Genomic DNA, 24,892 nt, shown 5'->3' with positions numbered 1-24,892 from the left:
CAGTGCTCGAGTTCGACGGGCTCCACAAGAGCTACGGCGACAACCACGTGCTGGAGGGTGTCGGTTTCACCGTCGCCCCCGGCTCGATGTTCGGTTTCTGCGGGTCCAACGGGGCCGGGAAGACGACGACGATGCGCATCGCCATGGGCCTGGCCCGTGCCGACGCCGGGGAGGTGCGCTGGCGCGGACGCCCCCTGGACGAGGAGGCCCGGCGGCGCATCGGCTACATGCCGGAGGAACGCGGGCTCTACCCGAAGATGCGGGTGGGCGAGCAGTTGGCCTACTTCGCGCGGCTGCACGGCATGGACGCCGCCGCCGCCGCCCGCGCCGCCGAGGAGTGGTCGGGCCGCCTGGGCCTGGCCGAGCGGCGCGGCGACCCGGTCGAGAAGCTGTCGCTGGGCAACCAGCAGCGGGTGCAGCTGGCCGCGGCACTGGTCAGCCGGCCCGAGGTGCTCATCCTCGACGAGCCGTTCAGCGGTCTGGACCCCGTCGGCGTCGACGCCCTGGCCGAGGCGCTGCTCGAGCAGTGCCGCGCGGGCGTGCCCGTCGTGTTCTCCAGTCACCAGCTCGACCTGGTCGAGCGGCTGTGCGACTCGGTCGGCATCCTCGCCCGCGGCCGGATGGTCGCCACCGGCACCGTCGAGGAGCTGCGGCGCCGCGAGTCCGGCCGGGTGCTGCGGGTCGTGGTGCCCGACGCCGGGCCCGGCTGGGCGGCTGCCCTCCCGGGCGTCCGGGTCGTCTCCGAGCAGGCCGGTGACACGCTGCTGGAGCTCGCGGGGGGCACCGACGACCAGCAGGTCCTGGCTGCCGCGCTGCGCACCGGCCGGGTCACCCACTTCGGCTGGCGCGAGGCCACGCTGGTCGAGCTGTTCCGCGAGGCCGTCGCCGACCCTGCGCGGCAGGTCGCCGCCCGCGAGGAGGTGGCGGCGTGAGCGCACCGCTGTCGAGCGGGCAGCTGGTCCGTCTGGTCGCCGCGCGGGAGATCTCCACGCGCATCCGCGACAGGACGTTCATCGCCAGCTCGGTGCTGATGATCGTGCTGATCCTCGGCGTGCTGGTCTTCCAGGTCGTCGTCAACTCCGGCGAGGACACCAGCCGGGTCGGAGTCGTCGGCGACCCCGGGCAGGTGGGCGCCGCCCTGGAGGCGCAGGGCGAGGCGCTCGACCTCGACGTCGTGGTGGTCCGCTTCGACACCGACGACGAGGCACGGGCCGCCGTCGAGACCGAGGACGTCGACGGCGCCCTGGTCGGCGGCGCGGCCGACCCCGAGCTCGTGGTGCGTGACCCCGACACCACGCTCGAGGCGGTCGTCTCCGGCGCGGTCGGGGCGGTGGCGCTCGGCGACGCGCTGGCGCAGGCCGGCATCGACCCCTCCGACCTGCCGCAGGTCACGGTGACCGCGCTCGACGGCGACTCCGAGGCCGACACCCAGCGCACCGTGGTCGCCGTCGTCGGCATCGTGGTGCTCTACAGCCTGCTCATCCTCTTCGCCCAGTTCGTCGCCCAGGGCGTCGTCGAGGAGAAGTCCAGCCGGGTGGTCGAGCTGCTGCTGGCCACGATGCGGCCGTGGCAGCTGCTGGCCGGGAAGATCCTCGGCCTCGGCGTCCTGGGCCTCGGGCAGATCGCCGTCATCGCCGCGATCGGCATCGGTGGCGCGCTCGCCTTCGACGTCGTGGACCTGCCCGGCGAGCTGGTCGGCACGGTGCTGTGGCTGCTGTTCTGGTTCGTGCTGGGCTACGCCCTGTTCGCGTCGCTGTTCGCCGTCGCCGCCTCGCTGGTGAGCCGGCAGGAGGACCTCGGCAGCGTGCTCACGCCGGCGTCGCTGGTCCTGGTGGCCGGCTTCATCGTGGCCATCCAGGCCGCGAGCGACCCGACCGGGACGCTGGCGGTGGTGACCTCCTACGTGCCGGGCCTGTCGCCGATGGTCATGCCGGTGCGGCAGGCGGCCGGCGACGTGGCGCTGTGGGAGGTCGGCGTCGCCGTCGTCCTCATGCTCGTGGCCATCGCGCTGGTCATCCGGCTGGGCGGGCGGGTGTACTCCGGGGCCCTGCTGCGGACCAGCGGGAAGACCAAGCTGCGGGAGGCGCTGCGGGCCGGGGAGGTCTGATCCGGCGGGGGACACCCGCCCGGACGAGCACCGGACACGTTGGGGTGACCTCACCCCGACGGAGGGCGTGTGCCCAGGTCAGCGCGGCCATCATCGTCGCCATGACCGAGGACCTGGACGCGCGCCTCTGGCGGCTGCAGGCCTCCGAGGACCCCGACGAGCTGATCGACCTGGGCTGCGACCTCGCCGACGCCGGCCGGCATCCTGACGCCGAGTGGTGCTTCCGCCGCGCGGCGGCCCTCGGCGACGTCACCGGCTACTACGACCTGGGCAACAGCCTGGCCGCGCAGGAGCGCTGGGCCGAGGCCGTCGAGGCCTACGAGGTCGCGCTGGCCGGTGGCGAGTTCGACGCCTGGCGCAACCTCGGGCTGGTGCTCGAGCAGCTCGGCGACCTCGCGGGGGCCATGGCCGCCTACCGGGGGGCCGCCGAGGCCGGGGACACCGAGGGTGGGCTGCAGCTGGCCTTCCTCCTGCGGGAGCAGGGGGAGCGCGAGCAGGCGCTGGCCGTCGCCGAGGAGCTCGCCGCGACCGGCGACGAGGAGGCCGACGCCGTCGCCGCGTGCTGGCAGTGGTGCGCCACCCTCGACCCCGGGCTCGAGGGACGGCTGCGCGTCGGCGCCGCCCACTTCGCCGCCGCCCGCGCCGACCTCGCGGCGCTGCTGCTGCAGACCGGCCGCGCCGGGGAGGCCCGCTCGGTGCTCGAGCGCGGCGCCAAGCTCGGCGAGCAGGTGGCCTGGCTGCCGCTGGGCAACCTCTACCGCGAGCAGCTGGGCGACGACGAGGCGGCCGAGGAGGCCTACCGCGCCGGCATCCAGGCCGGTGACGCGTACTGCCACCACAACCTCGGCGTGCTCCTGGCCGACCGCGGCGACATCGCCGGGGCCGCCGAGGAGTTCGAGCGCGGCGCCGCCGCCGGCGACCAGCTCGCCGCCGCGGCGCTGGCTCTGCTGCAGGAGAGCTGAGTCGGCCCCACCGCAGGGGCCCGCCGCGAGCCTGCGAGTGGCGGGGGGCGGTGGGGTCCTTCTACTGTCGCAGGGCGGCCAGCGGGCCGCGGTAGGGGCTCGCCGGCGGGCCGGTCACGCCGGGCCGGACGGTGAACAGCCGTCCCGCCTCGTCCTCGCCGGCCTCGCCGTGCGCCGTGCTGACGACCAGCAGGCCCCGGTCGGGGCCGGCGAAGGCGCAGCTGGAGGTGTTGGCCACCGGCACCTCGACGACGGCGAGCAGCTCGCCCGCGGGGGACCAGCGGCGCACGTGGCCGCCGCCCCACATCGCCGTCCAGAGGCAGCCCTCGTCGTCCACGGTGAGCCCGTCGGCCACGCCGTCGGCGCCGCCGGTCTCCAGCAGCACGCGGCCGTTGCTCCACGCGCCGCTGGCCGGGTCGTGGTCGAAGGCGTGCACCAGCCCGGGGCCGGAGTCGGCGAGGTAGACGGTCCGGTCGTCGGGGGACCAGCCCAGGCCGTTGGACACGGTGAGGTCCTCGCGGACGGTGGTCACGGTGCCGTCGGTGTCGAGCCGGTACAGGGTGCCGGCGCCGGGGCGCTCGTCGAAGGCCATGGTCCCGGCGTAGAACCGGCCGGCGCGGTCGCACTTCGCGTCGTTCATGCGGGTGCCGCCGTCGGCCTCGCCGCCGCCCTCGCCGGCCAGCACCAGCAGCACGCGGGCGGTGCCGTCGACCGCCACGTGCGTGAACCCGCCGCCGGCGGCGGTCAGCCAGCCACCGGCGGCCGCGGGGACGACGGCGCCCACGGTGTCCCCGGCGCGCAGCGAGCCGGCGTCGGTGAGCGTGTCGCCGTCGAGGGTCGCCCGGCGGAAGACGCCGGCGGAGATGTCGACCCACAGCAGCTCGGAGCGGGCGTCGTCCCAGGTGGGGCCCTCGCCGTGGTCGGCGGGCGCGGGGTCGGCGGGGGTGGCGCGCAGCGTCAGCACGGGCGGGCAGGTGCCCGCGACACCTGCCCGTCACACGGGGGACGGATACTGCGCCCCATGTCCGAAGCCACCGTCGACGTCGCCGACCTGCGCCTGCCCGGCCGCGACCCGGAGGGGGACGGCCGTGCCGACGACGCCCCGCTGCGGGACGACATCCGGCTCCTCGGCCGGGTGCTCGGCGAGGTCATCCGCGAGCAGACCGGTGACGACGTCCTGGACCTGGTCGAGTCGACCCGTGTGCAGGCGTTCGCCGTCCGCCGCTCCGAGACCGACCGCGCCGGGCTGGCCGCCCGCCTGGGCGACCTCGACGTCCGCGCGGCCAACCACGTCATCCGCGCGTTCAGCCACTTCTCGCTGCTGGCCAACCTCGCCGAGGACCTGCACCACGAGCGCCGCCGCCGGCACCACCGCCGGGCCGGGTCGCCGCCGCAGCCGGGCAGCCTCGCGGCCACCTTCGCGCTGCTGGACCGGGCCGGCCTCGACCCCGACGTCGTCGCACGGGAGCTGGCCGGCGCGCTGGTCGTGCCGGTGGTCACCGCGCACCCCACCGAGGTGCGCCGCCGGACGATCTCGCAGGTCCAGCAGGAGGTCACGGAGCTGATCCGCGAGCGCGACCGGATGGCGCCGGGCGAGGTCGACGAGCAGCGGTGGTCGACGGAGCTGCACCGCTCGGTGCTCACCCTCTGGCAGACGGCGCTGCTGCGGCTGTCGCGGCTGCGGCTGGCCGACGAGATCGACGAGGCGCTGCGCTACTACGACCTGTCGCTGTTCCGGGTCGTCCCCGAGATCAACGCCGACCTGCGCCGCGCGCTGGGGGAGCGCTGGCCCACCAGCGGCCTGCCCACCCAGCCGGTGCTGCAGCCGGGCTCGTGGATCGGCGGCGACCGCGACGGCAACCCGTTCGTCACCGCCGACGCCGTCCGCCGCGCCTCCACCCGCCAGGCGGAGACCGCGCTGGCCCACCACCTGGCCGAGCTGCTGGAGCTGCGCAGCGAGCTGTCGATGTCCGACCGGCTGGTCACCCCGACGCCGGGGCTGTCGCACCTGGCCGAGGCCTCCCGCGACGACTCGCCGTTCCGCGCCGACGAGCCCTACCGCCGGGCGCTCACCGGCGTGCACGCGCGCCTGGCCGCGACCGCGCGGCGGGTCCTCGGGCGGGTGCCCGGCGCCGCGCCGCACGCCGAGCTCGAGCCCTACGACAGCCCCGACGAGCTGATCGCCGACCTCGCCGTCGTCGACGCCTCGCTGCGCAGCCACGGCGCCGGCGCGCTCGCCGACGACCGGCTGGCCCGGCTGCGCGACGCCGTCGAGGTCTTCGGCTTCCACCTCGCCGGGCTGGACATGCGGCAGAACTCCGCCGTCCACGAGGAGGTCCTCGGCGAGCTGCTGGCCTGGGCCGGGGTCTGCGCCGACTACGCCTCCCTCGACGAGGCCGCCCGGGTGGAGCTGCTGGCCGGGGAGCTGCGGATGCGCCGGCCGCTGGTGCGCGCGGGCGCGGAGCTCTCCGAGCTGGCCCGCGGCGAGCTGGACCTGCTGGTGGCCGCCGCCGAGCAGGTGGCGCTCCTGGGGCCGCGGGCCGTCCCCAACTACGTGATCAGCATGTGCGAGTCGGTCAGCGACGTGCTCGAGGTCGCCGTCCTGCTCAAGGAGGTCGGCCTGCTCGACCCCGACGGCGAGGACGGCCCCACCTGCCCGGTCGGGATCTCGCCGCTGTTCGAGACGATCGGCGACCTGCAGGGCGCCGGCGGGACCATGACCGCCGTCCTGGCCCAGCCGGTCTACCGGGAGTTGGTGCGCAACCGCGGCGACGCGCAGGAGGTCATGCTCGGCTACTCCGACAGCAACAAGGACGGCGGCTACCTGGCCGCCAACTGGGCGCTGTACCGGGCCGAGCTGGCGCTGGTCGAGGTGGCCCGCGACGAGGGCATCCGGCTGCGGCTGTTCCACGGCCGCGGCGGCACGGTGGGCCGCGGCGGCGGGCCCAGCTACGAGGCGATCCGCGCCCAGCCGCCCGGCGCGGTGGCCGGGGCGCTGCGGCTCACCGAGCAGGGCGAGGTCATCGCGGCCAAGTACGGCGAGCCCGACCTCGCCCGCCGCAACCTCGAGGCGCTGGTGGCGGCCACGCTGGAGGCCACGCTGCTCGACGTCGAGGGCCTCGGTGACGACGCCGAGGAGGCCTACGCGCTGCTCGACGACCTCGCGGCCCGCGCGCAGGACGCCTACCGGGCGCTGGTGCACGACACCCCGGGCTTCGTCGAGTGGTTCCGGGCCGCGACGCCGATCCGCGAGCTGGCCGAGCTCAACATCGGCAGCCGGCCGCCCTCGCGCAAGGCCGGCGACCGCATCTCCGACCTGCGGGCCATCCCGTGGGTGTTCAGCTGGTCGCAGGCGCGGATCATGCTGCCCGGCTGGTACGGCACCGGGTCGGCGTTGGAGTCCTGGATCGGCGACGACCCGGCGCGCCTGGACCGGCTGCGGGAGCTGCACCGGCGCTGGCCGTTCCTGCGCACGGTGCTGTCGAACATGGGGATGGTGCTGGCCAAGACCGACCTCGACCTCGCCGCGCGCTACGCCGGGCTGGTGCCCGACGAGGAGCTGCGCGCCCGGGTGTTCGACCAGATCACCGCCGAGCACGAGCGCAGCTGCCGGATGCTGCTCGCGGTCACCGGCGACGACTCCCTGCTGGCCGACAACCCGTCGCTGGTGCGCTCGATCCGCAACCGCTTCCCCTACCTGGAGCCGCTGCACCACCTGCAGGTGGAGATGCTGCGGCGCCGCCGCACCGGCGACGACGACGAGCTGGTCCGGCGCAACATCCAGCTGACGATCAACGGGATCGCGACAGCGCTCCGCAACAGCGGCTGAGGTCGGGGCCGGCTCAGCGACTCGGGCTGAGCCGGGACCGGCTCAGGGAACCGGGCCGAGCTCGACGTCGCCGCGGTGCCGCTGCAGCCAGGCGTCCAGCCGGGCGCCGTCCCAGGGGCGGCGGCGCCGGGCGGCGGCCACCAGCAGCCCGCGCGGCAGCTCCAGGGTGGCCAGCGCGATGGCGGCGGCGCCGGGCAGGTCGCCGTCGCGGAGGTGCCGCGCGAGCGCGCGCGGCCGCCGGGCGAGGAAGGCCGCGGCCTCCCGCACCGGCCGGGTCGCGTGCTGGGGGAGGAGCACCTGGATCGTGCGGCCGTAGTGCCACTCGCGCAGGAACACCGCGCGGGCGCTGCGGCCGTCCTTGGCGTGCCGGAAGCGGGTCCCGGGGACGCGCAGCAGCAGGCGCCCGGTCGCGCGCAGCCGGCGGGAGGCGTCGCGGTCCTCGTTGTAGAAGAAGTAGAGCGGGTCGAAGCCGCCGGCGGCGAGGAACTCCGCCCGGCGCACCAGCAGCGCGGTGCCGCTCAGCTCCTGCGCCTCGAACGGCGGGCCGGGCGGGTCGTCGTCCTCGCCGGGACCGTGCACCGCCGGCGCCGCCCACACCGCGCGGGGCTCGGCGTCGAGGGCCTCCGCCAGCCGGCGCAGCATCGCGGGGTCGGGCTCGCCGTCGGAGTTGACCAGCGCCACGTACCGGCCGCGGCAGGCGTCGAGGGCGAGGTCCATCGCGCGGGCGAAGCCGAGGTTGCGCGGCGAGCGCAGGACCCACCGGTCGGCGTCCGGGTAGCAGGCGCGGAGGTGTCCGCGGGCGGCGGCCGAGGTCCCCGGCGCGGCGGCGTTCTCCACCAGCAGCGCCCGGCCGCGCCAGCCCGGCCCGGTCGCCGCCGACAGCGCCGCGTGGTGCCGCGCGAGCAGCTCCGGCGGCTCGCGGTGGACGAGGAGGACGACGTCGACGTCGTCGATGCCGGTGCGCGAGGTGGCCGTCACCGTGGCGCCCTACCCGGGCGCCGCCGGTGGCCTACCTTGCGGGAGAGGCGGGCAGAGCGGGGGAGCGGTGGCGGAGACGATGCACGTGGCGGCGTCGGGGGAGGACCTGCGTGCCGCCGCCCGGCTGCTCGGGGTGGGCCCGGCCGCGCTGGCCCCCGAGCTGCTCGACCCCGGCGCGCGGCTGCTGGTCGGGAACGGCGCGGCCGCGCACCTGCGCCGGCGCTGGACCGACGAGGGCACGACCGAGGCCGTCGTCGTCCACCGTTCCACGCACGTCACCGGCCGGGCGGGGCTGCTCGCCGTCGCCGCGGCCTGGGGCTGCTCGCAGGTGCGCGACGCCGGCACCGGCCGGGTGGTCGAGGTGGTCGCGCCCCCGGCCGACGCGCCGCTGACCGAGCGGTTCGCGCACCTCGCCGCGCTGGCCGCCACCCGGGTCGAGGTGGCCGTCGCGCTGGCCCGCGACACCGGCCGGGACGTGCGCAAGGACGACGGCAGCTGGTCGATGGCCGCCGACGAGGCCGCGCACGACGCCGCCGCCGGGACGCTGGCACCGCTCGGCGTCCCCGTGCTGTCGGAGGAGCGGCCCGACCCCGACGTGCCCGACGGCGAGCCGTGGATCGTGCTCGACCCCCTGGACGGCACCGGCAACTTCCGCGCCGGGCTGCCGCCGTGGGCGTTCTCGGCCGGGCTGGTGCACCGGGGCCGTCCGGTGGCCGGGCTCGTCGTCGACCTCTCCTCCGGGCGCCGCTGGGCCGGGACCGTGGACACCGGCGCGCAGCGCGACGGCGTGCCGGCGCGGGTGCGCGAGGGCAGCACCGTCGTCGCACCGTCGGGACGCACCGTCCGGGTGCCGGCGACGGCGCACCGGGTGCGGGTGACCGGCTGCACCGCCGTCGACCTGTGCCTGGTCGCCGACGGGTCCGCCTCCGCCTGGCACGACCTCGACCGCAGCGGCACCCACGTGCACGACGTCGCCGGCGGGCTGGCCGTGCTGGCCGCCGCGGGCGGGGTGGCGCTGACCGACGACGGGGCGCTGCTGCACCTGCGGCCGGACACCGAGGAGCTCATCCGGTTCGTCGCGGCGGCCTCCGAGCAGGGGGCGCGGGACCTGACCGCAGCCGTGCTGGCCTAGCGGCCGGCGGCTCGGCGACCGGCGACCGGCGGCTCGGCGTCCGGCACTCAGCGACCGGCGGCCTGGCGGTCGGCGGCCGCCCGGACCGCGGCCAGCAGCGACTCGCGCTCGTGCAGCGTGGTGCGGGCGCGGCCCCGGGTGGCGCCCAGGGCCATCTCGGCGGCGTCGATCACCCGCCAGTCCTCCAGCAGCACCGGCTCGGCGCCGCGGGCGCGCAGCGTGTTCACCAGGTCGTCGCGGTCGCCGTGCGGGCCGATGACCCCGGCCTCGGCGTCGGCCAGCAGCGAGGCGACGGTCTCCCGGGCGTCGTGCTTGTTGGTGCCCACGACGCCGCTGGGGCCGCGCTTGATCCAGCCGGCCACGTACTCGCCGGCCGAGACGGCGCCCCCGCGCAGCACCCGGCCCTCCTGGTTGGGCACCGTCCCGGTGTCCGTGTCGACCGGCAGGCCGGGCAGCCCCTGCCCGCGGTAGCCCACCGAGCGGACGACGAGGTCGGCGGGCAGCACCTCGTACTCGCCGGTGCCGCTCGCCCGGCCGGCGTCGTCCACCGCGGTCCGCTCCACCTCGACGCCGGTGACCCGGTCGTCGCCGAGCAGGCGCACCGGCCGGCGGTAGAAGCGCAGGCCGAGCCGGACCCGGCCGGGCTCGGGCCGGTGGCCGGCCCAGTCGCGCAGGACGGCGAGGTTGCGGGAGGCGTTGCGGTCCGCGGCGACCCGCTCCTCGGCGGCCGGGGTCAGCACGAGGTCGCCTGCGTCGACCAGCACGGTGGCCTGGTCCAGCCCGTCGAGCTCGCGCAGCTCCATGGTGGTGAAGCTGGCGTGCGCCGGGCCGCGCCGGCCGAGCACGGTGACCTCCTCGACCGGCGTCGCGGCCAGGACGTCGAGCACGTGCTGGGGCATGTCGGTGGGCTCGAGCTCCTGCGGGGCGCGGGCCAGCACCCGCGCGACGTCGAGGGCCACGTTGCCGACGCCGACGACGACCGCGCGACGGACGCCGGCCAGCGCCGACTCGACCTTCCCTCGGTCGGCGTCGGGGTGCCCGCAGTACCAGGCGACGAGGTCGGTGGCGGCGAGGCTGCCGGGGAGGTCCTCGCCGTCGATCGACAGCGGCCGGTCGAGGGCGGCGCCGTAGGTGTAGACGACGGCGTCGACGTGCGTGCGCAGCTCGTCGAGGGTGATGTCGGTGCCCACCTCGACGTTGCCGACGAACCGCACGCCCGGGTCGTCGAGGGCGCGGTGCAGGGTGTCGCGGATCGCCCGCATCTTCGGGTGGTCGGGGGCGATGCCATGCCGGACCAGGCCGAACGGGGTGGGCAGCCGGTCGATCAGGTCGACGGTCACCGGCACCGGTGCACGGCGGGTCAGCGTCTCCGCCGTGTAGATGCCCGCAGGGCCGGCGCCGACCACGGCCACCCGCAGCGGCCTGCCGTCCTCCGGGGCGCGCTCACCGTCGTCCGACACGACTGGCATCCTGGCCCCGCCGGGCACTCGTGCGCCAGATCACGCGCCCGGCGAGCCCACCGTCCACAGCAGAGGGGACCGCCCGTGTCCGTCGTCGTCGTCGCCACCATCACCCCGAAGCCCGAGCACGTGGACGAGGTCCGTCAGGCGGTGCTCGAGACGGTGCCGAAGGTGCACGAGGAGCCCGGCTGCGAGCGGTACGCCCTGCACGAGGGCCGCGGCGTCCTCCTGATGATCGAGCAGTGGGAGAGCCCCGAGGCGCTGGCCACCCACGGCAAGGCCGAGGCGCTGACGTCGCTCTCGGCGAGGCTCGACGGCAAGCTCACCGAGCGCCCCGCCGTCCAGGTGCTCACCGCCCACCCCGCCGGCGACCCCGCCAAGGGCGCCCTCTAGCCGGCCGCGCCGAGGTGCACGGCCTCGTGGTCGTCAGCGCCCGACGGCCACGGGATCGTGCACCTCGGCGTCGTCACCGGCCTCAGACGGCCTGGCAGACGGGGCACCAGTGGAGGTTGCGGCCGACCATCTCCTCGGTGCGCACCTCGGTGCCGCAGATGCGGCACGGCAGGCCGGTGCGCCGGTAGACGTAGTGCGCGTCCTCGCGGCGGACGGCGCCCGAGCGGCGGGAGCGGTCGGCCGGCTGGGTGGTCACGATCCGGCCCATCCGGACGCCGGCGCGCATGAGCACCACCAGGTCGTCCCAGAGCGCCTGCCACTCCTGCTGGCCGACGTCGCGGCCGGGGCGGAACGGCGAGATGCGGTGCCGGAAGAGGATCTCGGCGCGGTAGACGTTGCCGACGCCGGCCAGCACCGACTGGTCCATGAGCAGCGCGCCGACCGCCGTCCGGCTGCGGCCGACCCTGGCGTACGAGAGCGGCCCGCCCCGGCGGGTGCGCAGCGGGTCGGGGCCGAGCCGGTCGAGGATCGTGTCGACCTCCGGCTGGGTGAGGACGTCGCACGCCGTCGCCCCGCGCAGGTCCGTCCAGACGCCCTCGCCCTCGGGCCCGTCGGCCACCCAGCGCATGCGCAGCGCCCCGCGCGGGGTCGGCGGGTCGCCGATGCCCGCGGCGTAGGTGCCGTAGAGACCCAGGTGCACGTGCAGCACGTCGCCGCCGAAGTCGGCGAACAGGTGCTTGCCGTAGCTGGTCACCTCCTCGAGCACGCGCCCGTCGAGCAGCGCGGCGCCTGCGGCGAAGCGGCCCTGCGGGCTGGTCACGTGCACCGGGCGGCCGGCGAAGAGCTCCGACTGCTCCCTGGCCAGCCGGTACAGGGTGTGGCCCTCAGGCATCGCGGACCGCCTGGTAGCGGGCCAGCGCCACCTGGCGCTCCTCGGCGTGGTCGACGATCGGTGCCGGATAGCCCTCCGGCGGTCCGCCGGGCATCGTCCACGGCTCGTGCACGTACCGGTCGGGGACGTCGCGCAGCTCCGGCACCCAGCGCCGCACGTAGGCGCCGTCGGGGTCGAACTGCTGGCCCTGCCGGGTCGGGTTGAACACCCGGTAGTACGGCGAGGGGTCGGTGCCGGTACCGGCGACCCACTGCCAGCCGTGGTTGTTGCTGGCCAGGTCGCCGTCGACGAGGTGGTCGAAGAAGTAGCGGGCGCCGCGCCGCCAGTCGACGTGCAGGTCCTTGCACAGGAACGACGCCACGATCATCCGCACCCGGTTGTGCACATAGGCCTCGCCGTGCAGCTGGCGCATCCCGGCGTCGACGATCGGGTAGCCGGTGCGGCCCTCGGCCCAGGCGGCGAAGTGCTCGTCGGCGGCCGGGCCGGTGTCGTACTGCATGGCCTTCATCTGCTCGTTGAACGGCTCGCGCGCGGTCTCGGGGCGGTGCCAGAGGACGTCGGCGTAGAAGTCGCGCCAGACGAGCTCGCCGACGAACTTGTCCACCGCCTCGGCGTGGTCCTCGGCGAGCTGCTGCGCCTCGGCGAACAGCGTCCGCGGGTGCACGGTGCCGTACTTCAGGTGCGCCGAGAGCCGGCTGGTGCCGTCGGTGCCGGGGGTGTTGCGCGAGGTCGCGTAGCCGAGCAGCCGCTGGTCGCGGAACAGCGCCCACGCGTCGAGCCCGGCCCGCTCCCCGGCCGGCGGGAGCACCGTGCCGTCGAGGTCCTGCGCCGGCGGGAGGTCCTCGGAGCGCACGTCCGGCGCCCAGGCGACGTCGTCGCGGCGTGGCGCGGGGCCGTGCAGGCCGCGGGCGCGCCAGGCCCGCGCGAAGGGCGAGTAGACCCGGTACGGCGTGCCGTCGTCCTTGGTCAGCCGCCCGGGCGTGACGCCGTAGGGCGAGCCGGTGCGCACGAACGGGACGTCGCCCAGCGCCCGCTCGACCGCCGCGTCGCGGGCCCGGCCGTAGACGCCGGCGTCGGCGGACAGGTGCACGCTCTCCGCCCCGGTCTCGCGCACCAGGTCGGGGAGGACGCGCACCGGGTCGCCGGAGCGGATGACCTGCGCCCCGCCGGTCTGCTCGCGCAGGTCGGCCAGGCAGCCGCGCAGGAACTCCCGCCGTGGCCGGCCCGAGGTCTCCCACAGCCGCGGGTCGACGACGAAGACGGGCACCACCGTGCCGTCCCTGCCGGCCGCCTCGACCGCGGCGACCAGCGCCGGGTGGTCGCTGAGTCGGAGGTCGCGGCGGAACCAGAGCAGGGCTGTCGGCACCCCCGCCAGGCTAGGCAACTGAGCGGGGCGCCGCAGATCAGCGGCTGAGTGGTCGGCGGCTCGGTGCTCGGCGGCTCGGTGGCCGGCGGCTCAGTGGTCGGCGGTGGCCAGGCCGAAGTGCGGCTTGTCCTCGTCGGCGACCAGGTCCAGCGTCTCGGGGTGCTGCTCTATGTAGTGGCGCACGAAGGAGCAGTACGGCAGCACGGTCAGCCCGCGCTCGCGGGCGGCGTCGAGGACGCCGCTGACCAGGACCTTGCCGAGGCCGCGGCCACCCATGCTCGGGTCCACCTCGGTGTGCGGCAGTGCCATCGTCCCGTTCTCGACGTGATAGCTGGCCAACCCGACGACGCGTTCGCCGACCCGCACCTCGAAGCGTCCCCGCTCGGGGACGTCGACCACCGTGGTCTCCATCGTTGCGTTCCCACCTCCGCTGTCCCCCGGCGCCGTTGCCGAGAGGTACGACGTGCTTCTGGAACGGTAACGCTTCGAAGCCGTTCGGGTTTCCCTCTGCGAGCAGTGTCCGCCCAACGGGTCGCTCACCCGGTGCCGCTCCACAGCGCCAGGACGCCTCCCGCGACCACCGCCAGCGGCACCAGGCGCACGAGCCGGCGGCTCCACGGCTCGTCGGGCGCGGACGGGTGCACGACCGCGAGGGCGAACCCGCCCACCGCCACGCCCAGGACCGGCGCCACCAGGACGAACCGCATGCCGACCTCCCCGCCGTTTCGTGGTACAGGTGTGCCACGAAACGAGGTTCACGGACGCGGGTTCGTGCGGGTCCAGCCCCGGTCGTCGCGGCGGGCGCCGAGGGCGGCGCGGCAGCGGCGGCAGACGTCCCGGACCTCCTCGGCGTGCCGGCCGGACTCGGGCTGGACGTCGGCCCAGCTCACGTGCGGGAAGCGGCCCAGCCGCGAGCGGGACAGCGACAGGCCGCAGACCGTCTCGTTGCGCCCGCGCTCCCAGGCGTGTACCTCGCCGCTGGGGTAGCGGATCCCGTCGTCGGGGTCGGTCCACTGTCCGGCGGCGGCGACCGCCGCGTTGCGCATTGCCATGCGGGCCTGCGTACCCCGCCGGCGCGCAGAGGTGTCCCGGCAGGATCCGGACCCGGGCGGCGAGGTCAGAGGGTCGCGAGGACGAACGACAGGACGAAGCCCGCCGTGGTGCTCAGTGCGACGGTCGGACCCCCCTGCTCGTAGGCCTCGGGCATGAGCGTGTCGGCCAGGGAGGCCAGCACGGCGCCGGCGGCGAACGCCAGGGGCAGGGACAGCGTCTCGGGGGAGGACCGGGACAGCGGTCCGGCGCCGACGACCACGGCCAGGGTCAGCAGGACCGCGCAGGCCGCCCACGTGCCGAGGATGAAGGTCTGGGACCGGCCCTGGGCGCGCATGGACGCGCTGCCGACCAGCGCCTCGGGGAAGTTCGAGACGAAGATGGCCGCCAGCAGGGCGAGGCCACCGGACCCCTCTCCGAGGGAGACCCCGAGGGCGATGTTCTCCGGCACCCCGTCGAGCGTGACGGCTGCCAGCAGTGCCAGGCCCGCCGCTCCGCTGACCGACGCCGAGGAGGGGCCGGTGTCCTCGGCGGCCGCGTCGACGTCGAGCTTCTCGCTGCCGTGGTCCTCCGGATGCCGTCCTTCGGCCAGCCGGTCGAGCCGCTGGCTGAGCAGCGTGAACACGATCGCCCCGGCGGCCAGGCCCAGGGCCGCGCGCCAGATGCCGCCCTGCTCGTAGGAGTCCTCGAAGAGCTCGAAGGCCAGCGCCGTCATCAGCGCTCCGGCGGCGAAGGCGAGCATCGCCGCCAGCACCCGCTTCGGGATCTCCAGGCGACCGCCGGCCAGGGCCCCGAGCACCAGAGCGCTGGAGGCGATCAGACCGAAGACCAAGGACTCGGCCATGCGGCGCCTGCTCCCGAGCCCGTCACGATCGGAGCCTCACCGCCGCGTCGGGCGGGCCACGACGGCGGGCCGCCAGGCTAGCCGCGCGTCCCGGACGTGACCAGGTGGTCAGGCGTCCGGCCCGGGCACGCCTACTGTCCCGGTGTGCGACGGAGCATCGCCCCGCCCGCGGACCTCGACGTCGTCCGGGCCTCCTACGACCGGGTCGCCGACCGCTACGTGGCGATGGGTGCCGGCCGCCTCGATCCCCACCCGTGGCTGCGCGCGGCCCTGGCCGCGTTCGCCGAGACGGTGCGGGGCCGGGGCCCGGTCCTGGACGTCGGCTGTGGCCCCGGGTACGTGACGGCACACCTGGCGGACCTGGGCGTCGACGTGGCGGGCGTCGACCTGTCGCCGCAGATGGTGGCGCAGGCCCGCCGACTGCACCCTGAGCTGCGCTTCGACGTCGCCTCGGCCACCGAGCTGGCTCTGGAGGACGCGTCACTCGGCGGCGTGCTGGGCTGGTGGTCGCTGTTCAACCTCCCGCGCCCCGTGGTGCCCGCCGTGCTGCAGTCCTTCGCCGACGCTCTGGTACCCGGCGGCCAGGTCCTGGTCGGCACACACGTCGGGGAGGGAGACCTGGTGCGCACCGAGACGTACGGCGGCGTGCCGGTGGCCTGGACGACGCACCTGTGGCTCCCCGAGCAGCTCGCCGCGGTGCTCACCGAGGCAGGTCTCGAGCCCGTGTCCGAGCTGAGGCTGCCGGCGGACGTGTTCGGGCATCCCCAGGTGGTGCTCACCGCTCGACGACCGGACTGACCGCGGCGTCCGACCCACGGGAGCGCGTACCGGCACCTCCTGCGCAGCCCTCGAGGACCAAGCGACGACCGGCGGGACCGATGAGATCGTGCGCGTCCGCCGGTCCGAGCTCCGGACCGATCCGTGGATCAGGAGGACGCATGCGGAAGATCGTCGTGCACATGATGCTGTCGCTGGACGGCTACTTCGAGGGGCCGGACCACGACCTGAGCTGGCACCTCGTCGACGAGGAACTGCACGCGCACTTCAACGAGCAGCTCGCGACCATGAGCGCCTTCGTGGAGGGCCGGGTCACCTACGAGCTCATGGAAGCGGTCTGGCCGACCGCCGACCAGAACCCGGAATACCCCCCGGTCATGCGCGAGTTCGCCGGGATCTGGCGGGCGGTGCCGAAGATCGTGTTCTCCCGCACGCTGCAGGAGGTCGGCCCCAACGCCTCGCTGCGGGCGCAGGTGGACCCCGACGAGATCCGCGCGCTGAAGCAGCAGCCCGGCGGGGACATGACGCTCGGCGGGGTCGACCTGGTCGAGACCTTCCGCCGACTGGACCTGGTCGACGAGTACCGGCTCTACGTCAACCCGGTCGTCGTCGGCCGCGGTCGATGATTGTTCGAGACCGCCGACGACCCGATCGACCTGGAGCTGGTGGAGAGCCGGCGGTTCGGCAACGGTGTCGTCCTGCTGCGCTACGCCGTCCGACGGCCGTCAGTCCGCTGACCAGCGGTTCGCTGGTTCACTCGGCAGGCTCGAACCCGGACACTCTCGGCCGCTGACGGCACTGTGGCCCTGGTGGGCCGCCTGGCTGGACCACTGCTGGCCCTGGGTCACCGGACCCTTGAGCCCCACGAGCGTGCCGACGGACGATCGGGCCGCCCTGTGACCCCGGGCGGGTGAGGGGACGGGGCCGGTGCGCGTACCGCCCGGCAGGGTCGCAGGACCGGGGAGCAGCGCGGTCGTGCAGGGGGCGGTGGGCGCCGATGACGGAACGGGAGAGCTGGCAGGTCTCCGGAGCCGCTGCCGAGGTCTACGAGAGATGCTTCGTGCCGGCCATCTTCGGCCAGTGGGCGCCGCGAGTGGTGGATGCCGCCGGGGTCTCCTCGGCGGACCGGGTGCTGGATGTCGGCTGTGGAACCGGGATCCTGGCCCGAGCGGCGGCCGACCGCGTTGCCGCCGAGGCTCAGGTCACCGGGCTGGACGTCAACGAGGGCATGCTGGCCGTGGCCCGGCGGATCCGGCCGGGGGTGGGCTGGCGGCAGGGGGACGCCGCGGCACTGCCGTTTCCGGACGACTCCTTCGACGTGGTGATGAGCCAGTTCGCCCTGATGTTCTTCCCCGACCGCGTCGCTGCGCTCAGGGAGATGCGGCGGGTGCTCAAGCCCGATGGCCGGCTCGCGGTTGCCGTGTGGGGCCCTCTCGAGCGGGCGACGGGCTACGTCGTCCTGACCGGGATCGCGGAGCGTCGGTGTGGAAGAGCAGCCGCGGACGTCCTGACGGCACCGTTCGTCCTCGGTGACCACGACGCACTGGTCGGCGTCTTCCACGCCGCCGGCATCGGCGACGTGTCGGTCGAGTTGCGGCCCGGCACCGTCAGCTTCCCGGCCGTCGACGTGTTCGTGGAGACCGAGGTCAGAGGCTCCCCGCTGGAGACCCTCCTGGACGAGGAGGGCTATGAGGGTCTGCTCGCGGAGGCCCGCGACGCACTACGACCGTTCTGCGCTGACGACGGACGGGTGACCATGCCGCTGGACGCCTACGTGGTCACCGCCCGGGGGCAGGCGGCGATCGTCCGCTGAGGACCGGTGACGACCGCTGTACGCCCGACGGGTGACGTGGACGGAGGAGTCTGCCGACAGCCAGCAAGCTCCCGGGGTGCCGTCCAGGAGCGTGCAGGTCGCCATCGTCGCGAACGCTCAGCAGGCCGAGCGGCCGGCCACGGAGCCTCCGCGGAAACCCGTCGGCGGACCACGGTGACCACTGCTACCTTCCCGGGGCCGTGCGCGAGATCGAGGAGGTGGTGCCCGTGGACACGTCGACAGGGGTGCTCCCCTCGTGGGTCATGGTCGGGCGATAGGTCGTCCGGGAGCGCCGTTCACGAGCACTCCCGAAAGGCACGACCGTGCGATTCACCTCTGAACAGCGCCTCGACGACGGTGTCCTCGAGCGCGGCTTCACCCTCGGCGAGATCCCCGGCTTCCTGTGGACGCCCGGATCCGGAACCGCACCGGCCCCGCTGATCCTGCTCGGCCACCCCGGCGGACTGCACGAGATGCGTCCCCGACTGGTGGCCAGGGCCCGGCACTCCGTGGCGGCGGGCTTCGCCGCCGCCACCATCGAGCTCCCCGGGAGCGGTGGACGACCCCGTTCCGCCGCCGCGGAGGCGGCCCGCGCCGACCTGCACCGGGCGCTGGCGGCCGGCGGACCGGTCGACGACGGGATCGTCGACCGGCTCGTCCTCCCGCTGGTCGAGAAGGCGGTCCCGGAGTGGCGGGCCGCCCTGGACGCGCTCCTCCGGCTACCCGAGATCGGCGGCCCGGTCGGGTACGCGGGAGGGGTGATCGCCATCGGCATCCGGCTGGCGGTGGTCGAACCGCGCATCTCGGCCGCCCTCCTGTTCGCCGGGAGCTTCGTGCCCCGCACCCTGGTCGAGGAGGCCCGGCAGGTCACCATCCCGCTGCAGGTCCTGCTGCAGTGGGACGACGAGGGGAACGACCGGCAGCTGGCTCTGGACCTCTTCGACGCCTTCGGCTCCGAGGAGAAGACGATGCACGCCAACACGGGCGGGCACACCGGCATCCCGCACTTCGAGGGGGACGAGGGGAACCGGTTCTTCGCCCGCCACCTGAGGTGACGCCGGGGGCCGTCAGGCCAGCAGCAGACGACGGGAGCGGTCGGCCGGGATGCCGGCCTTCCCACACGGATCGCAGCCCCCAGTCACCCGGCATGCCCGCCAGTACGCGCAGCTCGCCGGGTCCAGTCCACGGCGCTGCGCCCGTGGCCACGCCATCGGGACTCGTCCCGCGGACCAGGGGTGACCGCGCGCACGAGGTGTGCCACTCGGTCGTGCGGCTCCTGCGGTGGATCGGGGAAGGGTCAGTCGTCGACGACGACGACCTCGTACTGGTCGGCGGTCGGAGGGATGCCGGTGTCGAACTTCGCGTTCACGACGGCGAGCTCGCCGTCGTGCCGGATCGCGGTCGTCGGGACCTGGAAGAGGTCGCTCGTGATGACCTCCCGCACGGTCCCGGACGTCAGGTCACGGCTCAGCCGCACCTCGGTCACCCGGTTGCTGTTCTGCACCGCCCAGAGCCGCCGGCCGTGCAGCACGATCCCGTCGACGTCCGGCACGTCGACCCCGGCGACCTCGGCACTGTCACCTGTCTTCGGGTCCACCGTGTACAGCTCGCCGTTGGCGGAGTGCGCGACGACGAGCGTGCCGCCGTGCCGGACGGCGGCGATGCCGTTCAGGTTGAAGTCGCCGCTCGTGTCGGCCGCCGGTCCTCGCAGGGGGAACGTGCGGAACTCCCCCGGTCGGCCGTGGCGGTCGATCGGCACGAAGTAGAGGACGGCTCGGCGGCTGTCGGTGAACCACGCGCCGGACCGGGTGAGGGTGACGTCGTTGACCAGCGTGGTGGGGGGATCGGCGTCCGGAGGGGACGGCGGCGCGAACTGGTAGGTGGCGACGGTGTCCGTCGTCTCGAGGTCGTACACGTAGGCCTGTCCGGTGAAGCCGCCCGCCACGTAGAGCAGGCCGTGGCGCGTGTCGGCAACCATGCCGAGGGCCATCCGGCCGTCCGGCGCATCGATGAAGGGCTCCGCGGTCCCCTCCTCCAGGTCACCCCGGAAGACGTCGCCGAGGAACAGGTCGCCGGCGTAGAACGTGTCGCCCTCGCCCCTGGCGATGCCCTCCGCCGAGCTGGCCCCCGGCAGGACGATGACCTCCGGCGACGTCGCCGCGGCGGACGGGATGCCGGTGAGCACCAGGGCGACCGTGCCGGTCAGCAGCACGGCCGCTCGGGAGCGGCTGGTCGTTCCTCGCGTGGTCCTGGGCATCGCTGCCTCCGGTCGGCGATGTGGCGGGACGGTCGTCCGCTCCTGCGCCTGGCCACTGTGACCTGCGAGGGTCACACGGTGAAGGGACCAACGCCTCAGTCGGTGACGCGCGGGAGGAGCTCGGCGGCAGTCTTCCGCCTGCCTTGGGCGCCGGAAGGGCGCTCCGCATCCCTTCGGGGTGGGCCTCCGGCCCACCCTTCCCCCGCCCTGCAACAGCCGGAGAGGCACCGGTTGTCGGGAAGCGGACCGGAGTGTGGACGCGCCGAGTCGAGACCCAGGACGGGACGGGACCACCGACGACGTCCGGCGCGCAGTTGGTCCGGTTGTCCTGCGGCCCCTGTACGGGCCGACAGCTCGCCGGAGCCACTGTCCTTGAGGGGCCTACTTCGCCCCGCGACGTCCTCCCTAGACCCGCTGGTCCGTGAACTCGCCGCCGAAACGGCTCCCGTCGCGGTGACCTGCCGGGTGCTGGGCTTCTGCGCGCAGGCCTTCTACGCCTCGTGCAAGCACCCGGTGAGCCAGCGCAACCGGGACGACGCGCGCCCAAACAACGCCGCCTACGACATCCACCGTGACGATCCGGCGTTCAGGTACCGGTTCATCGCCGCCGAGCTGCGTGAACGCGGATCGAGCCTCGGGCGAGAACCGGGTGGCCCTGCTGTCATTTCAGGAGCGGACCTGGTCGGGCTGACAACAAGCCGCCTTGAACCGCAAGGCCGGCTCACCGGTGCAAGATGACCTGGGTCCACCGGCAGTTCACCCCGCGGCGCCCAACCGGCTGTGGCTGGCCGACATCACCGAGCACTCCACCGGCGAGGGCAAGCTCTACCTCTGCGCGGTCAAGGACGTCTACCTCGGGGCGGATCGTCGGCTACTACATCGACTCGCGGATGAAGGCCTAAGCAGACGTTGCGGAAGTGGATCCTCAGGCGCTGTCCGGCGTCGAGGGCGTGCGCAGGCTGCAGGCGACCGGTCAATCCGTGGGACGTCGGGCCCGGTTCGCTTCGCGGATGACCGCCCAGGCGTCCGCCACCGGACCCACGTGCCCGAGCTTGTCGGGGTTGAGCACCGCGCGGATGGTCTGAATCCGCCCCTCGAGGATGTCGAGCGCCCAGGTGTTGATGACCTTGCCGTCACGGTCGCGGAAGATCGCACCCGGCTGGCCGTTCACCTCATGCGGCTCCACCACGCCGCCCAGCTGGATGAACGGCGTGACGAGCGCGGCCAGCACGCGGGCCACGTTCTCGGCGCCGAAGATTCCCGTGCCCCACTGCGGGGCCTTTCCGCCGCTGTCCCCGACCAGCTGGACGTCGGCGGCGAGCAGTTCCCGCACGCCGTCGACGTCGCCGTCCTTGAAGGCGTCCAGGAACCGCCCGGCCAGCTCGTCCCGCTCCCGGTGGCCCGCCTCGAACCGGGGGCGGCCGGCGTCCATGTGCCGACGCGCGCGCACCACGAGCTGGCGGCACGCCGCCTCCGAACGGCCCACGGCCGACGCGATCTCGGGGAAGCCGAACCCGAACACGTCCCGCAGCACGAAGACAGCGCGCTCGAGCGGGCTGAGCCGCTCGAGCAGCAACAGGGCCGCCATCGACACCGAGTCGGCCAGCTCCGCCGAGCGCTCCGGATCCTCGTAGGGGTCGGTCAGCAACGGCTCGGGGAACCACTGCCCGACGTACTCCTCCCGCCGGACGCGGGCCGACCGCAGCACGTCGATCGAGATCCGGGTCACCACGGCCGAGAGGAAGGCCTTGGCCGACGTGGCTTGTGTCGGGGAGGCCGCGTCGTGCAACCAGGTCTCCTGGACCGCGTCCTCTGCCTCGCTCACGCTGCCGAGCATCCGGTAGGCGATCGAGAACAGCAGCGGCCGCAGGTCCTCGAACTCCTCGGCCCGGGTCACGCCAGCTCTTCCTCGAAACCCAGCCGCCATGACGGGTAGCGCAGCTCCCAGCCGAGCTCCCGCTTCGCCTTGGCGTTGGAGAAGCCGCGCCCCTCGGTCATCATCGTGACCGCCGCGTCCCCCGCCAGCGGCCGGGCCAGCCACGTGGGAACCCGCATCGGCCGCTTCGCCCCCGCGCGCGCCGCGAGGTAGGGCAGCCACTCGCTGACCGGGGCGGGTTCGTCGTCGACGATGTTGAACACGCCCCTCGCCCGCTGCTCGAGGGCCAGAACCGTTGCGCTCGCTGCGTCGTCCAGGTGCACCCACGATGTGTAGCCGGTCCCGCCGCCAACGAGCGGGAACTGCCGCTTGCGCACGGGCTCGATCAGATCGGCGGTGGCGCCCGGCCCGTAAAGCCAGCCATAACGCAGGACCGCGCCGTCAGCCTTGACGACCGCGTCCTCGACGTAGCGGATCGCCTCCCACCCCTTGCGCGCGTTCGTCGGCCCCGGGTCCAGCGGGTCCTCCTCGGTCTTCACCCATCCGCCCCGGCGGATCCCGTTCCAGCCGGCGTAGCTCTGCGCGACGACATGAGATACGCCGGTCGCCTCGGCGGCGGCCAGCAGGTGGTCCGTCCCCTCGGTGCGCAGCCGGATGGTCTGAGCAAACCAGCGGTCCATGTGCTTCATATCGGGCTTTCCGGCGATCGCGGTCATCTGGTGCACGATCGCGTCCGGCCGGGCGGCGGCGACCGACTCGCCCACCGATGCCGCATCCAGCCCGTCCATCACGACCGCCTCGGCGCCCAACTGCTGCAACAGGTGCAGCTTGCCTGGGCCCGTCGTCGTTGCCGTCACCTGGTGACCACGGGCCACGAGCTGCGGCACCAGCCGCCGCCCCATGACCCCAGCCCCGCCTGCCACGAAAACCCGCATTGCCATCACCTTCCCGATTCCCAAGCCTGTCTCTGCAACCTGAGACGAGACAGCCCGGCCGGCTGTGACATGGGGAGGGAAGCCAGTTAGGAGAACCTGCCGGGACAGTCCGGTCACCCGGCGATCGGCGACAACGGCGGCACGAGCCAGGCCCCTGGACACACCACGACCCTGCCCCGTCCTTCACGAGCAAGCTGCTCCGCTAACCATGCACGAGGTCGTAACTGGCGGTCGCCGCGCTGCGGCACGCGATTGCCCGCCGCGATCCGGTCGGCACCGTGGTGCACTCCGACCGCGGCAGCCAGTTCCGCTCGAACGCCTTTGTCGGGACGTTGGAATGCTGGTCGAGGTCGAGAATCCTCGGCCGCAACCGGCAGGGGCCGCCGATCCGTGCGTGCGACAGCCTGATGCCGCAGGCAGCAGTCACCGGCTGACCTTCTGGAGGACCCGTGGTCGAAGTCAGTTCCCGCCCGGACCCGTCCCGGCTGCGCTCGCCCGGGAGTTCGCCGCGTGCCTCGTGTCGGTCACCGAGCTGCCGGTGACTGACCTACCGCGGCCCGACGACGGCCTCGCGCAGGCACTGGGCGCCTAGCGGAGCTGGCTGGTCGCGCGCGGATCGGATCTGGTGCCCATCGCCCACCCCGCGCACTTCCAGTGGGCCGGATGGTGGATCGCCGTGGTCGCGGACCCGGTCGGGTCGGCGGGCGGCCGACAGGCCGACGGGGAGGAGGTAGCCGTGCTGACCTTCGGCACGCCGCCGGCCGTCGTGCTCAGCCCGCAGGCGTCCGCGCTGCTGGGTCAATCGGCGTGCGGGCCGAAGTGCGCGGGCGAGGACGAGATTGCCCGCGCGAGGGCGGGATTGCGGTGGCCACGCCGTCTGGCGACACCGCGGCACCAGCCTGTCAGTACGTCGGGCTGTGCCCGCTGCTCGCGCTTCGTGGCCGCGGGACCGGTGGTGCGTCGGATAGAGCGCGGGTGTAGTGCATGCTGGCCCACACCACCTTGCGGTCGCCCTCGACCGTCCAGCCGTTGTCGGCGCAGATCGTCGCGACGAGGGGCAGTCCCATGCCGCCGAGCGCGGGGTCGCGGCCAGCGGCCGGCATCGGTGGACGGTCGGCGGCGGCGTCGCTGACCTCGAGCAGCCAGGAGTGGCTGGTTCGGGTGACCGTCACCTCGATCGGGGGGCCGCCGTGCCGAAGCGCGTTCGACGCCAGCTCCTCGAACGCCAGCAGCAGTCCCTGCACTGCGTCCTCGGCGGTGGCAGCCGGTCGGGCACCGTCGTGCAGGGCGGCGTCGAGCTCGCGACGTGAGACGGTGAGCTCCGCCGGCGTCGCCGGGCGCCACCGCCCCACAGTGGAGGAGTCCGTGTCCCTGATCGGGGATGTGTGATGTGCCCAGGGCAACGCGGCCATCGGCCGACCTCCACGGTCCGAGCCGGCTGTTCGACACGGGCCCTCGTGCTCGTCGGGGATCCGGCGCGTTCGCCATGCCCCGCGGTGGTCCGGGCCGGGACACCTATAACAGACGTTACACGCCTACCCGGGTGGCGGCCGGCTCACTGATCGGCACCGGCCGGCGCGTTCGTCACTGCGCCATGTGAACGCGTCCCGACAACCATGAGTCGCGGCGACGGGGGCGCGGGGCGGGACCGCGTAGGCTCCTGGCAGGCCCGGGGACGACCCGACGCCGGCCGTCCGTCCAGCAGCGGCGTGCCCAGCCAGCACGGACCTCCAGACCGGGGGTCCGCGGCCGAGGTCACCCGCGCCCGGTGCATCCCAGACCGGAGGCCGCGTCATGGCCGACCCCCAGGACCGGCGACCCGCCGGTGCCGCCGAAGTGCTCGAGCGCCTCGGCCGGTTGTCCCTGCGGGAGCTGTCGATGGAGAGCCTGCTGCAGACCGTGGCCGACCTGGCCACGACGGTGCTGCCCGGCGACCTCGAGGCATCGGTGTCCCTGCTGGTCAGGGGCAGCCCCACCACCGTGGCCTCCACCGGCCAGCTCGCCGTCGACCTCGACGAGCGGCAGTACGAGCGCGGTCACGGACCCTGCTTGCACGCCGCCCGCACCGGTGAGCTGACGATGATCGCCGACGCCCGCACCGACGACCGGTGGCCGGACTACACGCCCCGGGCAGCCGAGCGCGGGGCCCTCAGCTCGCTGTCGGTCCCGCTGGACATCGACGTCGACGAGCAGGTCTCCGGCGCGCTGAACATCTACGCCC

At 74.5% G+C, this 24,892-nt stretch carries 24 protein-coding genes and 1 pseudogene; 12 read left to right on the top strand and 13 right to left on the bottom strand.

Features of this window, described 5'->3' with window-relative positions; all coding sequences use genetic code 11:
- Positions 1-2: 2 nt before the first annotated feature.
- The 3 genes from BM414_RS25730 to BM414_RS25720 all read left to right on the top strand — a co-directional run bounded on the left by BM414_RS25730 (position 3) and on the right by BM414_RS25720 (position 3,069).
- Positions 3-932, top strand: coding sequence for an ABC transporter ATP-binding protein (locus BM414_RS25730; protein ID WP_093584311.1), 930 nt, complete (start codon positions 3-5; stop codon positions 930-932).
- Positions 929-2,107 carry an ABC transporter permease gene (locus BM414_RS25725; RefSeq protein ID WP_093584309.1) on the top strand — a complete coding sequence of 393 codons (1,179 nt, stop codon included), beginning with the start codon at positions 929-931 and terminating at the stop codon, positions 2,105-2,107. Before BM414_RS25730 ends, BM414_RS25725 begins: the two co-directional genes overlap by 4 nt.
- Before the next feature lie 101 nt (positions 2,108-2,208).
- The gene (locus tag BM414_RS25720) at positions 2,209-3,069 is read left to right on the top strand and encodes a tetratricopeptide repeat protein (RefSeq protein ID WP_093584307.1); all 861 of its coding nucleotides are present in this window, start codon (positions 2,209-2,211) and stop codon (positions 3,067-3,069) included.
- Positions 3,070-3,130: 61 nt separating this feature from the next.
- Here the strand turns inward: BM414_RS25720 and BM414_RS25715 are convergent, their stop codons facing one another.
- Positions 3,131-4,033, bottom strand: coding sequence for an SMP-30/gluconolactonase/LRE family protein (locus tag BM414_RS25715; RefSeq protein WP_093584305.1), 903 nt, complete (start codon positions 4,031-4,033; stop codon positions 3,131-3,133).
- Positions 4,034-4,090: 57 nt separating this feature from the next.
- On the opposite strand from BM414_RS25715, the gene ppc reads away from it, so the two are divergent.
- Complete coding sequence (ppc, locus tag BM414_RS25710; RefSeq protein ID WP_093584303.1) at positions 4,091-6,898, top strand: phosphoenolpyruvate carboxylase; 2,808 nt, start codon at positions 4,091-4,093, stop codon at positions 6,896-6,898.
- Between the two features lie 42 nt (positions 6,899-6,940).
- Here ppc and BM414_RS31535 read toward each other — a convergent pair whose 3' ends face one another.
- Positions 6,941-7,876, bottom strand: a complete 936-nt coding sequence (locus BM414_RS31535; RefSeq protein WP_093584302.1) for a glycosyltransferase — start codon at positions 7,874-7,876, stop codon at positions 6,941-6,943.
- Positions 7,877-7,943: 67 nt separating this feature from the next.
- Between BM414_RS31535 and BM414_RS25700 the strand changes: the two genes are divergently transcribed.
- Positions 7,944-9,008 carry an inositol monophosphatase family protein gene (locus BM414_RS25700; protein WP_245784993.1) on the top strand — a complete coding sequence of 355 codons (1,065 nt, stop codon included), beginning with the start codon at positions 7,944-7,946 and terminating at the stop codon, positions 9,006-9,008.
- Between the two features lie 47 nt (positions 9,009-9,055).
- Here BM414_RS25700 and BM414_RS25695 read toward each other — a convergent pair whose 3' ends face one another.
- The gene (locus BM414_RS25695) at positions 9,056-10,468 is read right to left on the bottom strand and encodes an FAD-dependent oxidoreductase (protein WP_245784992.1); all 1,413 of its coding nucleotides are present in this window, start codon (positions 10,466-10,468) and stop codon (positions 9,056-9,058) included.
- A gap of 84 nt (positions 10,469-10,552) precedes the next feature.
- Here BM414_RS25695 and BM414_RS25690 point away from each other — a divergent pair, with 84 nt between their 5' ends.
- A complete protein-coding gene (locus BM414_RS25690) occupies positions 10,553-10,861 on the top strand; it encodes a putative quinol monooxygenase (protein ID WP_093584298.1) in 309 nt (102 codons plus the stop codon).
- Between the two features lie 82 nt (positions 10,862-10,943).
- Here BM414_RS25690 and BM414_RS25685 read toward each other — a convergent pair whose 3' ends face one another.
- The 6 genes from BM414_RS25685 to BM414_RS25665 all read right to left on the bottom strand — a co-directional run bounded on the left by BM414_RS25685 (position 10,944) and on the right by BM414_RS25665 (position 15,013).
- Positions 10,944-11,753 (bottom strand): Fpg/Nei family DNA glycosylase, encoded by an 810-nt coding sequence (locus BM414_RS25685; RefSeq protein ID WP_093584297.1) that lies wholly within the window; start codon positions 11,751-11,753, stop codon positions 10,944-10,946.
- Positions 11,746-13,119 carry a cryptochrome/photolyase family protein gene (locus BM414_RS25680; RefSeq protein WP_093584296.1) on the bottom strand — a complete coding sequence of 458 codons (1,374 nt, stop codon included), beginning with the start codon at positions 13,117-13,119 and terminating at the stop codon, positions 11,746-11,748. The genes BM414_RS25685 and BM414_RS25680 overlap by 8 nt, the downstream gene beginning before the upstream one ends.
- Positions 13,120-13,209: 90 nt before the next feature.
- Complete coding sequence (locus BM414_RS25675; RefSeq protein ID WP_093584295.1) at positions 13,210-13,530, bottom strand: GNAT family N-acetyltransferase; 321 nt, start codon at positions 13,528-13,530, stop codon at positions 13,210-13,212.
- Between the two features lie 125 nt (positions 13,531-13,655).
- Positions 13,656-13,826, bottom strand: a complete 171-nt coding sequence (locus BM414_RS29745; protein WP_175551812.1) for a hypothetical protein — start codon at positions 13,824-13,826, stop codon at positions 13,656-13,658.
- A 48-nt stretch (positions 13,827-13,874) separates the two neighbouring features.
- Positions 13,875-14,171, bottom strand: coding sequence for a hypothetical protein (locus BM414_RS25670; protein WP_093584294.1), 297 nt, complete (start codon positions 14,169-14,171; stop codon positions 13,875-13,877).
- A gap of 65 nt (positions 14,172-14,236) precedes the next feature.
- On the bottom strand, positions 14,237-15,013 hold the full coding sequence (locus tag BM414_RS25665; RefSeq protein ID WP_093584293.1) for a ZIP family metal transporter: 777 nt from the start codon (positions 15,011-15,013) through the stop codon (positions 14,237-14,239).
- A gap of 144 nt (positions 15,014-15,157) precedes the next feature.
- Between BM414_RS25665 and BM414_RS25660 the strand changes: the two genes are divergently transcribed.
- The 4 genes from BM414_RS25660 to BM414_RS25645 all read left to right on the top strand — a co-directional run bounded on the left by BM414_RS25660 (position 15,158) and on the right by BM414_RS25645 (position 18,658).
- Complete coding sequence (locus BM414_RS25660; protein WP_217644937.1) at positions 15,158-15,811, top strand: class I SAM-dependent DNA methyltransferase; 654 nt, start codon at positions 15,158-15,160, stop codon at positions 15,809-15,811.
- Between the two features lie 140 nt (positions 15,812-15,951).
- Positions 15,952-16,416 (top strand): dihydrofolate reductase family protein, encoded by a 465-nt coding sequence (locus tag BM414_RS25655; protein WP_217644936.1) that lies wholly within the window; start codon positions 15,952-15,954, stop codon positions 16,414-16,416.
- Between the two features lie 371 nt (positions 16,417-16,787).
- On the top strand, positions 16,788-17,603 hold the full coding sequence (locus BM414_RS25650; protein ID WP_093584291.1) for a methyltransferase domain-containing protein: 816 nt from the start codon (positions 16,788-16,790) through the stop codon (positions 17,601-17,603).
- 323 nt (positions 17,604-17,926) lie between these two features.
- On the top strand, positions 17,927-18,658 hold the full coding sequence (locus BM414_RS25645; protein WP_093584289.1) for an alpha/beta hydrolase family protein: 732 nt from the start codon (positions 17,927-17,929) through the stop codon (positions 18,656-18,658).
- A gap of 242 nt (positions 18,659-18,900) precedes the next feature.
- Here BM414_RS25645 and BM414_RS25640 read toward each other — a convergent pair whose 3' ends face one another.
- Complete coding sequence (locus BM414_RS25640) at positions 18,901-19,860, bottom strand: hypothetical protein (RefSeq protein ID WP_093584287.1); 960 nt, start codon at positions 19,858-19,860, stop codon at positions 18,901-18,903.
- Positions 19,861-20,271: 411 nt separating this feature from the next.
- On the opposite strand from BM414_RS25640, the pseudogene BM414_RS31130 reads away from it, so the two are divergent.
- A pseudogene (locus BM414_RS31130) lies at positions 20,272-20,759 on the top strand (DDE-type integrase/transposase/recombinase); the annotation flags it as partial.
- A 74-nt stretch (positions 20,760-20,833) separates the two neighbouring features.
- Here the strand turns inward: BM414_RS31130 and BM414_RS25635 are convergent.
- From BM414_RS25635 to BM414_RS25625, 3 genes are all read right to left on the bottom strand, one after another.
- Positions 20,834-21,757, bottom strand: coding sequence for an RNA polymerase sigma-70 factor (locus BM414_RS25635; RefSeq protein WP_093584285.1), 924 nt, complete (start codon positions 21,755-21,757; stop codon positions 20,834-20,836).
- Complete coding sequence (locus tag BM414_RS25630; RefSeq protein ID WP_093584283.1) at positions 21,754-22,671, bottom strand: NAD-dependent epimerase/dehydratase family protein; 918 nt, start codon at positions 22,669-22,671, stop codon at positions 21,754-21,756. The genes BM414_RS25635 and BM414_RS25630 overlap by 4 nt, the downstream gene beginning before the upstream one ends.
- Positions 22,672-23,573: 902 nt before the next feature.
- Positions 23,574-24,083 carry an ATP-binding protein gene (locus BM414_RS25625; protein WP_093584281.1) on the bottom strand — a complete coding sequence of 170 codons (510 nt, stop codon included), beginning with the start codon at positions 24,081-24,083 and terminating at the stop codon, positions 23,574-23,576.
- A 382-nt stretch (positions 24,084-24,465) separates the two neighbouring features.
- Here BM414_RS25625 and BM414_RS25620 point away from each other — a divergent pair.
- Positions 24,466-24,892 (top strand): GAF domain-containing protein (locus tag BM414_RS25620; RefSeq protein WP_139245992.1); only part of this gene is annotated, 427 nt, incomplete at its 3' end.

The organism is Geodermatophilus amargosae, from assembly GCF_900116515.1.
GTDB classification, from domain to species: Bacteria; Actinomycetota; Actinomycetes; order Mycobacteriales; family Geodermatophilaceae; genus Geodermatophilus; species Geodermatophilus amargosae.
Note: the sequence above shows the minus strand (reverse complement) of the source record. Positions and strands in the feature narration are given on the sequence as shown.